Here is a 13,145-nt window from a genome sequence, read left to right as displayed (position 1 = left end):
GAATACAACCTCCTTGAGTTTTTTATTTATCATTACAGTTAAATCAAATTACATTTTTAACCCTCTTAATTACTCCGCTGACAAAAGGCCATGTGAGCGAAATGACTGCCAAAGCGAGGCAAATAAGAGATATTTTCCCTTCCAATAAAGGCAGATAGCTTCCGTTACTAGACATCAGCCCTTGCCTCAAATTGTTCTCTATCAAAGGAGCGAGAACAAAACCTAAAATAGCAGGCGTCATTGGAAATTCTAATTTTTCTAGACAGTACCCTACAAGCCCAAAGAAAAGCAAAAGCCAAGCGTCAAAGATTCGATTATTAAGTGCATAGGCACCCACAACGCACATCACAATAATGAAGGGTAATAGATATGTCTTAGGTATGCTGAGAGCCTTGATAAAAATCCGTATAGCCACAAGCATCATTATAAACATGGCCAAATTTGAAAAAAATACCGCTGAGAAAGTACTATAGACAAAAGCAGCGTTAGTGTTAAAAAGCATCGGACCGGGCTGCAGACCATGTATCATCAGTGCTCCAACTAATACTGCGGTGGTAGCATCCCCTGGAATGCCCATAGTGAGCATAGGTACAAGTGCTCCTGCTATCACCGCATTATTAGAAGTTTCTGATGCTATTATCCCACTTTTATATCCAGTACCAAAAAGTTCTGGATGTTTTGAATGAGATTTCGCGTTTCCGTAAGAGACTACATTAGCAGTGGCACCTCCGATACCGGGAAGAAGTCCTATAAAAAAACCGATAAGGGTACTCTGCATCACATTCGAGAAATCTCCTTTAAAGAAATTTCTGAATCCTATCCATACATTTGTAATCGGTACATCTGGAACAAGCACATCGTTATTCGATCCCATATCGGAAATTATCTGTGATATAGCATATAACCCTATTAGAAAAGGCATTATATTAAATCCAGCCTCAAGCTCTTCAAATCCAAATGTAAAGCGTGGAACCATGTCTATTTCAGAACTACCAACGGTTGCGAAGAAAAGTCCTATAAATGTAGCCAACAATCCTTTTATCATGGATTTTTTTGAAAGCACTATGACAATGCTCAATGCAAGGAGCGACACTGAAAAATATTCAAAATTTCCAAAGGTAAGTGCAATTTTTGCAACCTGCGGCGCCACAAATATTAGGGCTATTGAACTGAAAAGCCCACCTATAAACGAAGCAAAAATTCCTATCCCAAGTGCTCTACCGGGCTCACCCTTTTGAGACATCGGGTATGCATCAAAAGTCGTAGCTACTGAAGACGGCGTACCTGGCATTCTAAGTAGAGCCGCTGAGACAAGCCCTCCGGATATACCTCCTGTATAGATACCAAGCAGGAGACATATAGAAGAAACAGGGTCTATCTTAAAAGTAAGTGGAAGAAAAAGTACAATACCCATCGTTGCCGTCAACCCTGGAATCGCGCCAAAAACAATACCTACAAAAGTACCAAGCAACATAAGCATAAATGGAAACGGAGCAAAGATACTACTGATACCCTGAATAATATCTGGATTCACTTTTTACACCTCTTTATTACGGAAGAAGTAGGTAAAGAATTTTACTAAAGAACTGATGGGTGACAGTAGACACTACAATTGAGAAAATAACGTATGTCAGTGTCTCTGCTATCGAAGGTTTTCCATGCTTCAACAAAAGAATATTTAAAAACATGTAGATAGGAGTCATGAGCAGGAAACCTGCAGAAAATTCAAGTGCCGTAAAATATGTTACTGAGTAAACTACAAACAAAGCCTTTTTTCTATTAAAGAAACTTTCTTTCGTTTCGGCCTCATCGTTTCCTTCAGCTTTTAGATACTTTAACTTTGCGATAGACTGGAGTACTAAGATACCTCCTAGTAACATCATACCAACACACGCAACCTTGGGAAAAAACTTAGAGCCTAACAGATCGAATTTCATCATATCTTGCATTTGAACATTGATATATAACCCCACACCGGCGATAAAGGATATCGTGCCAGCTATGAAATCATATTTACAATTCTGCACATCACTCATATTTCCACCCCTTTGACAATCGCGCTACAGATGAATGTACTATTTCTTCCCCCTTTCTCTTCTCCACAGCAGATTGTATATAAATTGTATTTATGATTTTTTATCTTATATTATTTATATCATAATATGTTCTAATGTCAAGTTATAATTTAGCTTGGACAAATAAACAGGGAGGACTTTTATCAATATATAAAAGTCCTCCCTGTTATATTAAAAATAATGCGGTTATTTGAGTTTCTGGAGCAGAGATACCGTGTCATTCGCTCTAGTTATGTCATTAAGACTTGGTATCGTGCGTAAAGTATGCTCCCTTAACAGCTTTGCAGTCATTTCTTCATCTTTCTTTAAATAGGCTATATAAATAGCGTGATGTTCTTCTAATGAAAGTAGAAGTTTTTCCGACGGTAGCGGTTCCCTCAATATTCTATACATTGCCGTGTTGTTTCGTAGCTGTTGTAAATATTTTATTACACGATGCCACCCTGATGGAGAATAAAGCAACGAATGGAACTCTTTATCCACCTCAAGAAACCCGACGTAACCTCCCATCTGAGAGAGTGGTATCGCAAGATTTTCTTCCAACAGTTGATAGTCTTTTTCCGTGGCTTTCTTAATGGCTGTTCTTATAGCAACCTCCTCAAGGGCAATGCGTGTCGTATAGATTTCTTCAATATCGTGTTTATCCAAACTGGTAACATATACTTTTTTTCTCGGTACTTTGGTCACCAACCCCTCAACTTCTAAAGCTGCTATCGCCTGCCTTACCGGCATTTTACTAATTTGGAGGCCTTCGGCGATTGCCGCTTCGTCTATCTCCTGTCCTGGATAAAAGGCCCCCTGGGTTATCGCTGAACGCAACGTTTGTACTACCAGAGTCTCTACGCTGGTATTAAATGCAGCGCTTGGCGCGTATTGGCTTAATGAACTAAATGGACTATTACTATTCATACCTATCGCCTCTATTTTGCACATCTTGTAATACATAATCATTTATACTTGATATATAAACAGATAACTGTAAATTAATCAAGTAGAGATACATCCCCGCGATCATCACACGGAGCGCGGCCGATTTCGGCCGCGCTCCGTTGCGTTGATCGTTTGGACTCTGATCTCCGAACTTAGAAGCCTACCGGCACTCCGAGCCTGCGGCTGTCCGCGCCGCCGTTCATACGGCCTTTTGCATGATCGAAAAGGATGCCCTGCGCTGTCCCAAGCGTACCGGGGCCGACCTCTTCTATTTTATAGCCTTCCATGCCAAGCAGCGCCATGGTCGTATCCTGCGTGCGGCCCTGGTCTACGCGAAGGAGCGTTCCGCTCTGGTTGTGGAAACGGGTCTGCTCTATCGCTTCGTCCATCTCCATGCCGAAATCTATAACATTCATGATTATCTGGGAGACGGCAGTGATGATGCGCGTAGCGCCCGCCGCGCCAATGCTCATGAAGGCTCTGCCGCTCGGGTCGAGCACTATCGTCGGGCTCATTGAGGAGAGCGGACGTTTGCCAGGTTCCGGCGCGTTTACGCTCTTTGGATCCTGTGAGAAGTCGTCCATTTCGTCGTTGAGGAGAAAACCGTATTCCGGCACATATACCGACGAGCCGCAGAAGTAGTTGATTGTGTTTGTCGATGTGACGATGTTGCCGTTTTGGTCGACTACGGAGAAGCTGCTCGTCGACTGGCGTTCTGAGCCAAGCCCCGCGATATAGGCGCTTGCGGTGCCCTTGTCGTATTTCCATGGGTCGCCTGCTTCGGCGTTTGCGTTCACCTTTTTCATGTCGATCTTCGCGGCCTGAGTCTTTGCGTACGCCTTTGACTGGAGTCCGTTTAGCGGAACTTTTACAAAGGCTGTGTCTGCCATATATTTACCGCGGTCCGCGAAGGCCAGTTTCGTTGCTTCGGCCCATACGTGCGCGAATTTTGCAGAACCGGGCTTCATGGCTTTGACGTCGAAATTTTCCATGATGTTGAGAAGCTGCACGATATGCGTTCCGCCGCTTGAAGAGGGGGGCATGGAGTATATCTGATAGCCTCTGTAGCTGCCGGTTATCGGCGTGCGCTCAAACATCTTATATCCCGCAAGGTCTTCTTTCGTCAGTTTGCCTCCCGTGCGTTCGACGGCGCGTACTACGGCGTCGGCTACTTCGCCCTTATAGAAAACGTCGGGGCCTTTTTCGCCGATGAGCCTAAAAAGTTTTCCGAGCGCTGGCTGTTTTAATACTTTGCCCGCCGCTATAGGAAGGTCGTCCTCGAAATAAGGTAGGTTCGTTCCGCTGAATTTGGCAAGCGTCTCATAGTTATCGGCGATTATTTCGTTCTGCATCGGAGCCACGACAAACCCCTCTTCCGCGAGCCTGATTGCGGGAGCTGCGACATCTTTGAATTTCATCGTGCCGTATTTGTCGAGCGCGTAGGTCATGCCCTTGAGCCATCCTGGGACGCCCACTGATTTGCCGCCGTAGATAGATTCCTTGGCTTTTTTTGACGCGTCGCTCGCGTACATCTCTTTTGTGGCGGACTGAGGCGCCGTCTCACGATAGTCAAGACAAATAGTCTTACCTGTCTTAGCATCGCGGATGGTCATAAAACCGCCGCCGCCGATGCCGGAGGCGTTGAACTCAACTACGTTGAGCGCAAGCGCCGTTGCGACCGCGGCGTCGATGGCGTTGCCGCCTTTCTGCATTATTTCAACGCCGGCCTTCGACGCGAGCTCGTTTGCCGCGGATACCATTCCGTGTTTGGCGTAGACTTCGTTCGCCGTCGCCGCCATTGAAGCTACGGCCGTGGCCGCGATAAAAATAAGCGCTAAAAATAACCGTGCTGCTTTTTCCATTTTGTTACCTCCTCGTTTTATAGTTACTGCAAATCATCCGCAAATGCGCCGCTGTTATTCTATGCAACGTTACCACAAAAGGCGCAGCCGTGAAAACGGCTGTGCCTTTGCAGTGTTATTGCCTGAAAATTTTTTCTGTGACGTTAGAACCCCGCCGGCATTCCTGTTCCGGTGCGCTGGTCAGCCGCCGCGTCCATCATGCCTTTTTGATGGTCGAAGATGATTCCCTGGCAGACTCCGTGGTAGGTCTCTCCGAGATTGAGTTTGTATCCCTTCTTCGTAAGAGCGTCGATTACGGATTTTCCAGCCGTCGCTTCAAGTATCGTTTCGCCGTCCATGTCGTTCCAGATTCTGGGGGCTTCGATTGCTTCGGACATTGTCATTTTGTGGTCTATGACATTGGAGATGACCTGTGCGACTACGGTCAGTATCATTCTGGAGCCGGAGGCACCTAGGGTCATGAACGAACGGCCCTGAGGGTCCAGCATGACTGTCGGGCTCATGGAAGAGAGCGGACGTTTGCCGGGTTCCGGCGCGTTTACGCTTTTGGGGTTCGATGAGAAGTCGTCCATCTGGTTGTTTACAAAAATCTGATAGTCGGGGAGCATGACTTTGCAGCCGAACCAATAGTTGATGGTGTTTGTGGCGGCTACGATGTTGCCGTCTTTGTCTACTGTCGAGAAGTGCGTCGTTGAGAAATGCTCGGGGCCAGTGTCGCCTATATGGGAGACTTTTTTATTTGTCTTGTCAAAGGCCCACGGATCTCCGGGCTTTCCCTGTGCAGGGAGGTTTGAGTTGGGGTCGTACTGCTTGACCATCGTTTTCGCATATTCTTTTGAGGTGATGCCTTCGAGGGGAACGCTTACGAAGTCCGTGTCCGCCATATACTTGTCTCTGTCGGCAAAGACCATTCTCTCCGCCTTGCCCCACATATCCATAAGTTCTGGGGAACCCGCTTTCTTTTTGCTGATGTCATAATTCTCCATGAAGTTGAGCAGCTGGATGACGTGCGCGCCGCCGCTCGACGGAGGAGCGGAGGAGTATATCTTATAGCCGCGGTATGTTCCCTCTACAGGTTTTCTGACTAGGACTTTGTAGTTTGCGAGGTCTTTCATGGTCATATTTCCGCCGGAATCGTTGACTGCCTTTACAAGGGCTTCGCCGATAGGTCCGTCGTAGAAAGCTTTTTTGCCGTCTTTCGCGAGGAGGCGGAAAGCTTTGGCCAGTCCGGGGTGCTTGATGACGGTGCCAGCTTCGCGGGGCAGTCCGTCAACAAAGTAAGGTACGTTTTTGCCTTCGTTGTTGAAGTTGTAGATATCTTCATAGTAGGAACCCTGTAGAGTGCCCGTCTGTCCCTCTGTCCATACGTAGCCCTCTTCCGCGAGCTTTATCGCGGGTGCCGCGACCTCTCCGAAGGACATCGTTCCGTATTTTTCAAGGATGAAGAACCATCCAGCGAGGAATCCAGGCACGCCGGCAGCTCTGCCGCCGCGCGCCGACCAGCTCTCTTTTTTAGCCTGCTCTGAGGCGTACATATCTTTGCGCGCCGAAGCGGGCGCCACTTCGCGGAAGTCGATGAATACGACCTCTCCGGTCTTGGCAAAACGAACTGTCGCAAAGCCGCCGCCGCCCATGCCTATGTTGTACGGTTCTACCACATTGAGGGCGAGCGCCGTTGCAACGGCCGCGTCGATGGCGTTTCCGCCTTTTTTCATTATCTCAAGGCCCGCCTTTGAAGCCAGTTCGTGCGCCGCCGACACCATTCCGTTCTTGGCGTATACGTCGTGCGCCTTGTTCGGCACCGTGGGCACAGCAGCCGCGTTTGCGCCGCTCCACGCGGACAGCGCGAATATCAGCGCAATCAGGAACATAAAAAGCTGTTTCTTGATTTTGTTCAACATAAAAACTCCTCCCATACTTCCTTTATATTTGTGATACATAAAAACGCATATTTTGGCTTTACTGCAAACCGTTTACTTTTCCGTGTTGAGCCACTTGCCTATTCCGCCGTCTTTTATCTCTGTGTAGGACGGGATATTTTCTACGATTACGGCGTCTTCGGGCGATACGTCTTTTAACATTTCCATCGCGGTGCGGACGCCTGTTACGTGTCGCGCGGTGCGCAGCGCTATCGGCTGGTCGCCTTCGTATGGAATGAACAAAAGGCCCATTTTAGCGGCTTTGACGTAGGCTTTGTCGCGGCCCGTGAGCACAAGCGCCTCATCGGTGCGGCCGCGCAGACGGCCCTGGGACGGGTTGCCGGACTCCATAAGAAGCGGCATAAGTCCGGGCACGCTGTCGCCCCATTCGCGGTGGCTCAGACCGCGCAGGTTGACGGGCGACGGTTCAAGGCGCATCGGGATGCCGTTGTTTTCAAGCTCCATGCAGACCATCGCGGCAAGCTCCATAGAATTTTCATGCGCCACCATTGCGTTGACTACTGGATATTCCGGCGATGCCTCGTGAAGGTCGAAGGCAAGCTTCACCTTTTCCTTTTTCAAAAGGTTCGTCACGGCAAGCGCCGCAAGCTGCGTGACGCCGTCGTTTCCGTCCCCGGGATAGGCGCGGTTCATGTTGCTGCGCGACGAGCCGTCAAGTTTCTGGCCGGATGGGTTGTGTATGTAGATATCTGGGTCGGGCCACTGATCAACCGGGTTGGTGGCGCGTGAGCCGAATTTGAAGGTGCGGAATTTTCCTCCGGGCTGTTCTATCTTGAACGACTGCGGAGCCGCGTCCTGCGGGGAATTATGCGTGCGCGCCGAGTTGCTGACAAATGGGACGATTATAAGCTTTCCTTTTTTGACCTGCGCGCGTTCAAGAAGCAGCACCGCGGCCATGAAGCCGGCCGGCTCGTTGGCGTGTATCCCACCTTCGACGTAGACTGTGCCTCCCGGTTCTTCTCCCTGCTGGATGAAGACGGGCGTGTCCATATTGGTGCCTTTGAGCGCCGGCTCCCATTCGGAGAGCTTATGTTCCACAAAGCCCGCGGCCGGTATTAGAAGATCAGGTTTGCGCATTTGCAGGAACTGCGCGGCGCTGTACCAACAGACGGCGGCGCAGAGGGCGCAGAGCACGAGCGCGGTTGTTTTTGTACCTTTTACTTTATATTCCATCATCCGCTCCTCCTACTTAAGCATCAGCAGGCGCAGCACGAGCGGTATTACGACCATCGCCGCCGTGACCTGTTTCCAGAAAGAACGCTCACGGAACATGCAGCGCAGCACAAGAATGAGGACCAACAGCAGTATCAAACGATATATCAATGTCATGTCAGTTCCTCCCCTTTAGAAAATCAACGCGGCGATGGGGCCGCTCATCAGTATTACGACTATGCCCCAGAGAGCAATGACTATTCCCGGAATGAGGCAGACTTTTAGCACTTTAAAATAGTTCTCCTCGCCGACCACCTGCGCCGCAAAGATGCCGGCAAGCGCCGTCGGAGGCATTAGGTCTCCAAGCGACGCTATGAGGCTCAGCGCGGAGGCTACGATTATGGAGTTGTATTGCAAGAGCGCAAGCAGGAACGGAACGCCTAGCACGGAGGCGGAGCCGAACGAGGATACGGCGCCAAAGAGCGGCATTGAGACGCCTATGCCTGCGTAGAGCAGCCACGAGGGCAGGCTCAGCGCGGATACGACTATGAATCCCTGCACGCCTATGAGCGTCATCACCTGGATGAACATGCCGACGCCCATCAATATGCCCATGACGGGAAGCGCGTCGTCCACGGCCTCTGTCGCCGTCTCGTAAATGTTGAATTTAACTCCCGAAAGCAGCCCTGAAAGCGCGGAGAGCAGGAAGATGAGCGGCATCCCCATGCCGGGGAGCCTGCCTGCGAGGTACTGGTCTGCCGCAAATAGCACGACGAGCACGACGACGGGAAGTATGAGCCTCAGGTTCAGAGGGTGTGTCTGCATCTTTTTGAGCTGCGCCTCAAGCGCCGCTTCGTCCGAAAATTTGCGTATCGCGGGGTAGATCATAAAAAGCGCAAAGAGCGCGGCGAGCGGGAAGGTGCATATCATAAGCGGCACGGCAAAGCCGACATAGGGAATGTCGACGCCCGCGCAGATTATCATCGCGGGGATGCTGACCGGCGGCGCTATCATGCCAAGCAGCGCGCCTATTGAGACCGCGGCGGCCGTGCGCACTTTCGACATGCCGAGCGTCATCAGTATCGGCGAAACGAGCGCGCCCGTAGTGAGCACCGCCGCCGTGGACGAACCGGTTATCATGCCCGGTATCATGATTATGAACATGATGCCGAAGGCAAGCAGCGCGGGGAACCGTCTGAAGCGGCGGATCATCCAGGCGGATAGCGAATCCAGCAGGCCGGTGGCAAGCACCACCTTCATGAACATCATCGCCGTCGCTATGACGAGGATGGTGTTCACATAGCCGAACTCGCCCTCAACAAGATGGCGCAGCGGTATGCCCTCTCCCGCGGCAAGCGCGCCCACGATCGCGGCCGCCGCCATTGCGACCGCGATCGGCAGCTTCCACGCGAAGGCGCCGAAAGCGAAGACGCCTATCATAAGGAGGGTGTAGAAACCCTCCGGCCAGAACCATTCCATGACTTCTACTTCGTCACTCCGTAACCGTCCAAGACCTCTTTAAGAGGGGCCTTTGCGCCGTTTACGTTTGCCGCGGACTTGACGGGGATCTTTTTTGCCTTTGTCAGTTTGTCGAAGAGGCCGTCTTTGTTTGCGCCGTCAACTAGGATGAGTACGTCGCCGTTCGGAACGGCTGAGGTGATGAAGAAATCTGAAAGCGTGCCGCGACGGCCCTCGCCGCCTATGTGCATCATCACTATTTTCATTTTTTTGCTTTTCGCGGCCTTGATCAGCGCGTCGGCGCGCTTGACTTCGTCCTCTTTGTTGATGCCGGCGGCGCCAAGGCCCTTGGAGCTGCCGCCCACGACGGCTATCAGCACCTTCTGGTTTGTGAGAGCCTCGGGCTTCATCACGGCGTCATAATCTGGCGCTATCTTCAGCGATTTGAGGATGACGCGTATCATCATCGCGTCGGAGCTTTGCCCGACGGAGGTGAGCGCAACCTCCGCGGCCTCTGCGGAGAACGCGGCGAGCGCTGTGACAAGCAGCGCGGCTAGTAGTATCTGTAACTTTTTCATAAAGAATGCCTCCCACTTAAATATATATAGAATATTTAGATTAATTTAAGTGTAGGCATTATGGCGGATGGCGTCCAGATTTATTCTCTTTTTTATCTTTTAAATGAAATATTTAACGAATGGTTTGATTGTCCTGCCTTGTATAAATATTCTTCGGGCGTCCGCTTTTGCCGTCCTCGTATTCTGCCGTGCGCGTCAGAAGATTTTTCTTGACAAGATGTTCGAGGTATCTGTGGGCGGCGGGGTATGAAAGGCCTGCGCGTTCGGCGGCTTCGGCTGCGGAGAGGCCGCTTTTTTCGTCAAAGAGGCGAAGCACGCGGCGCGCCGTCTCTTCGGAAAGGCCCTTCGTGCGCTCCTGCCAGTTGGCGTCCGCACGGTATTTCAGCAGCTCAGCGTGCAGCGATATACGCGAGGAAAAATCCGCAAGGCGCACCGGTTTTGTTATAAAATCATCCGCTCCAGCAAGCCGGAGGTTTGCCGCGACCTCTGGACTTTCCTCCACAGTAAGCGCGATGAGGACGACCTCCTGCGAGAGCTGGCGCGCTTCGCGCACGACGTCTATGCCGCTCATCTTAGGCATGTGGTAATCTACAAGCAGGATGTCCACCTCGCGCTTGCGCGTCCATTCAAGCGCCTCGCGCGGATGCTCCGTCGTCACTATCGAATGCCCCAGCGTTTCCGCCATCGCCTTCACCGTGTACAGGATATTTTCGTCGTCGTCGACTATTCCAAGCGTTATCGTCATTGTTGAGCCTCTTTCTCAGCAAGCGGCAGCGTTACGGAACAGCGCACGCCCCCGCCCTCTCTTTTTTCGTGCTTTATGCTCCCGTTTGCACCTTCCACGGCTTTTTTCGCGAAGGCAAGCCCAAGGCCGGTGGAACCCCAGCTTGAGACGGCGCCTTTTTCCGGCCAGACAAAGCCCGGCCCGTTGTCCTCTATTATAAACGAGAGCGTAGAGCCGGAGGCTTTTGCGCCAAGCGATACGAAGGGCTCATTTGCGGAGCTTGCCGCGCGGCGTGCGTTGTCCAGAATGTTGACGAGAACGCGCGAGATGCGGATGACGTTCAGCGTGAGCTTCATTTGAGAAAGCGGCGGCGGTATCTCCACCGAAACGAGCGCGCCCCAGGGCAGCACCCGCACCTGCGCCATCGTGTAGTTGACAAGCTCCGCTACCGTCGTCTCGCGCATCGAGTCGGGGTTCTTTATCTCGCCTATCATTTTATCCATCTTGTCCGCCGCGGACACTATCGCGCGCGCGTGGCTCGCCGTGTTTTCGTCGCGCGACAGCGAAAGCAGATCCGCAAGGCCGAGCACCGTGGTAAGCGGCCGTTTTAAGTCGTGCACAAGATAATGCATCTCCTGGTAGAGGCGCATACGCGTCTGCTGGGTGCGCATCGCGGTAAGCTCACGTTCGCGCTGGCGCAAGAGACGCAGCTGTTTTATCTGCTTCTCGTAGCTGACGAAGAGCCGCGCAAGCAGCAGCGCCGCCGCCGTATTCAGGACGAAGATGAGGCTGCATACGCCGTTCAGAAGATGGTCCTTTTCCATTAGCTGCGCCGTTTCCTTTATCGCGGCGCTCAGCTCTCCCCAGCCGAAGCCGTAGGGCGTAAGCACCGGGATGAGGTCCAGCCATTGTATTGAAAAGACCAACACAGCCTGCACCGAGAATTTATATCCGGCGCGGCTTACGTCGCGAGAGATGTACTGAAGTATCCAGACGCTTGTCAGCGTTATGATGGCGGGCACGCCAAAGTGCGGGACGGACGGAAAGTGCAGAAACGGTATGCAGAGGTAGCTTATGGGGATGGCGGCGAGAGGCAAAAGCCACGCGACACGCTTTGAGCCGGTCGCCTCCGCAATGCCGTCTGAGAAGAGAAACCATCCGCTGTACAAAAATATAGCGCGCACGGCGTTGTTGACAACCAGCCACATCGCGGCAAGCAGCAGATAGGCGCCTTCGTCAAGAGCCACCGCAGAGGCGAGGTTTGAATAAACCGGCGTAAAGGTGGCCTGGATGGTGAGGCTGCCCGTCCAGAGCGCGATCATGGCAGCCCCGGCCGCGCACTTCTTCCAACCCTGCCTCAGCATGTCAAATCACACATTTTCGCGCGCTAATTATCCAACTGGCGCGCCGCCCAGCCGGAATCCTTCAAGATGGCCCTGCCTACTCCTATCAGGTCCGCCTTTTTTTCTTCAAGCAGTTTTTCGCAGGAGGCCGCATCCGTGACGCCGCCCGTCAATATGACCGGCGTCCGCACCGCATTCTTTACAGCTTCGCTTGCGTCGCCGAAATATCCCGGCGCGGTGTCTTGCGGCCGCGTGTAGCGGCAGAGGCCGCCCGATATGTCAAGCAGGTCTACCCCCGCCGCGTCAAAGGAGCGGGCCGCGTATACGGCGTCTTCTATCGTGCTGCCGCCCGGTGCGTAATCGCAGGCGCCAAGCCGCAGAGCTATCAGATAGTCGTCCCCGACGGCCTTGCGAACTGCGCGGATAACTTCAAGATGTATCTTTATCCTCCCCTTGACGGAGCCTCCGTAGGCGTCCGCGCGCCTGTTTGAAAGAGGTGAATAGAACTGGTTCAAAAGATAAAAATGCGCGGAATGTATCTCAACGCCGTCAAAGCCGGCCTCTTTCGTTCTCGCAGCAGCCGCTGCGAACTTTTCAACGACGTCCTCTATCTCGGCCGCCGTCATTTCCCGCGGAACTACGCCCGGTATCCCAGCCTGGCTCATATTCGCTACGGCGCTTGGCCCCACCGCGGGAAGTCCTGTGACGGATGGGTCCGCCGCGCTTCCTGCGTGGTTTATCTGCGCTATCGCCTTTGTACCGTTTTTATGGATGACCTCCGCTATGCGCGTAAGCCCCGCCACGTCGCTTTCCCGTGAAATGGATATCTGACGCGGCCCCGCCATTCCCTCGCGGCTGATATAGCTGTGCTCGAGGATTATGAGGCCGATGTGGCCGCCCTTTGACTTCTCATCGTAATAATCTTCCAGCTCACGCGTAACGGCGCCAGCCTCCGCGTTTGCCGTAGCCATCGGCGGCATGACGAGCCTGTTTTTGAGCGTCACGTTTTTGATTTTTATCGGTTCTTTTAAAAGGTGCATGCAGCACGGCCTCCCTATGTTCAGCGGCGGGAACCGGAAAATT

Annotated in this window: 12 protein-coding genes; all 12 read right to left on the bottom strand. The window is 52.1% G+C overall.

The window, feature by feature from the left end:
- Positions 1-43: 43 nt before the first annotated feature.
- The 12 genes from RRY12_07785 to RRY12_07730 all read right to left on the bottom strand — a co-directional run bounded on the left by RRY12_07785 (position 44) and on the right by RRY12_07730 (position 13,102).
- Positions 44-1,534, bottom strand: coding sequence for a tripartite tricarboxylate transporter permease (locus tag RRY12_07785; protein ID MEG2184560.1), 1,491 nt, complete (start codon positions 1,532-1,534; stop codon positions 44-46).
- 16 nt (positions 1,535-1,550) lie between these two features.
- Positions 1,551-2,036, bottom strand: a complete 486-nt coding sequence (locus RRY12_07780) for a tripartite tricarboxylate transporter TctB family protein (protein MEG2184559.1) — start codon at positions 2,034-2,036, stop codon at positions 1,551-1,553.
- 225 nt (positions 2,037-2,261) lie between these two features.
- The gene (locus RRY12_07775) at positions 2,262-2,984 is read right to left on the bottom strand and encodes a GntR family transcriptional regulator (GenBank protein MEG2184558.1); all 723 of its coding nucleotides are present in this window, start codon (positions 2,982-2,984) and stop codon (positions 2,262-2,264) included.
- A 173-nt stretch (positions 2,985-3,157) separates the two neighbouring features.
- A complete protein-coding gene (gene ggt / locus RRY12_07770; GenBank protein ID MEG2184557.1) occupies positions 3,158-4,867 on the bottom strand; it encodes a gamma-glutamyltransferase in 1,710 nt (569 codons plus the stop codon).
- A gap of 143 nt (positions 4,868-5,010) precedes the next feature.
- The gene (gene ggt / locus RRY12_07765; protein MEG2184556.1) at positions 5,011-6,768 is read right to left on the bottom strand and encodes a gamma-glutamyltransferase; all 1,758 of its coding nucleotides are present in this window, start codon (positions 6,766-6,768) and stop codon (positions 5,011-5,013) included.
- A gap of 72 nt (positions 6,769-6,840) precedes the next feature.
- A complete protein-coding gene (locus RRY12_07760) occupies positions 6,841-7,983 on the bottom strand; it encodes a succinylglutamate desuccinylase/aspartoacylase family protein (protein MEG2184555.1) in 1,143 nt (380 codons plus the stop codon).
- A 9-nt stretch (positions 7,984-7,992) separates the two neighbouring features.
- Entirely contained in the window at positions 7,993-8,136 is a 144-nt protein-coding gene (locus RRY12_07755; protein MEG2184554.1) for a hypothetical protein, read from the bottom strand.
- A gap of 15 nt (positions 8,137-8,151) precedes the next feature.
- A complete protein-coding gene (locus tag RRY12_07750; protein ID MEG2184553.1) occupies positions 8,152-9,438 on the bottom strand; it encodes a TRAP transporter large permease subunit in 1,287 nt (428 codons plus the stop codon).
- A 5-nt stretch (positions 9,439-9,443) separates the two neighbouring features.
- Positions 9,444-9,995, bottom strand: a complete 552-nt coding sequence (locus tag RRY12_07745) for a DUF6305 family protein (protein MEG2184552.1) — start codon at positions 9,993-9,995, stop codon at positions 9,444-9,446.
- Between the two features lie 112 nt (positions 9,996-10,107).
- A complete protein-coding gene (locus tag RRY12_07740; protein ID MEG2184551.1) occupies positions 10,108-10,740 on the bottom strand; it encodes a response regulator in 633 nt (210 codons plus the stop codon).
- Complete coding sequence (locus RRY12_07735; protein ID MEG2184550.1) at positions 10,737-12,083, bottom strand: HAMP domain-containing sensor histidine kinase; 1,347 nt, start codon at positions 12,081-12,083, stop codon at positions 10,737-10,739. Before RRY12_07735 ends, RRY12_07740 begins: the two co-directional genes overlap by 4 nt.
- 23 nt (positions 12,084-12,106) lie before the next feature.
- Positions 12,107-13,102, bottom strand: a complete 996-nt coding sequence (locus RRY12_07730) for an NADH:flavin oxidoreductase (protein ID MEG2184549.1) — start codon at positions 13,100-13,102, stop codon at positions 12,107-12,109.
- Between the last annotated feature and the right edge of the window lie 43 nt (positions 13,103-13,145).

Origin of the sequence: Cloacibacillus sp., from assembly GCA_036655895.1 — a bacterium.
Lineage (GTDB): Bacteria > Synergistota > Synergistia > Synergistales > Synergistaceae > JAVVPF01.
Note: the sequence above shows the minus strand (reverse complement) of the source record. Positions and strands in the feature narration are given on the sequence as shown.

Coding starts and splice junctions, on each gene's coding strand:
- RRY12_07780 (MEG2184559.1), bottom strand. CDS start 2,036: ATGAGTGATGTGCAGAATTGTAAATATGATTTCATAGCTGGCACGATA.
- RRY12_07750 (MEG2184553.1), bottom strand. CDS start 9,438: ATGGAATGGTTCTGGCCGGAGGGTTTCTACACCCTCCTTATGATAGGC.
- ggt (MEG2184556.1), bottom strand. CDS start 6,768: ATGTTGAACAAAATCAAGAAACAGCTTTTTATGTTCCTGATTGCGCTG.
- RRY12_07735 (MEG2184550.1), bottom strand. CDS start 12,083: ATGCTGAGGCAGGGTTGGAAGAAGTGCGCGGCCGGGGCTGCCATGATC.
- RRY12_07745 (MEG2184552.1), bottom strand. CDS start 9,995: ATGAAAAAGTTACAGATACTACTAGCCGCGCTGCTTGTCACAGCGCTC.
- ggt (MEG2184557.1), bottom strand. CDS start 4,867: ATGGAAAAAGCAGCACGGTTATTTTTAGCGCTTATTTTTATCGCGGCC.
- RRY12_07760 (MEG2184555.1), bottom strand. CDS start 7,983: ATGATGGAATATAAAGTAAAAGGTACAAAAACAACCGCGCTCGTGCTC.
- RRY12_07755 (MEG2184554.1), bottom strand. CDS start 8,136: ATGACATTGATATATCGTTTGATACTGCTGTTGGTCCTCATTCTTGTG.
- RRY12_07730 (MEG2184549.1), bottom strand. CDS start 13,102: ATGCACCTTTTAAAAGAACCGATAAAAATCAAAAACGTGACGCTCAAA.
- RRY12_07740 (MEG2184551.1), bottom strand. CDS start 10,740: ATGACGATAACGCTTGGAATAGTCGACGACGACGAAAATATCCTGTAC.
- RRY12_07775 (MEG2184558.1), bottom strand. CDS start 2,984: ATGAATAGTAATAGTCCATTTAGTTCATTAAGCCAATACGCGCCAAGC.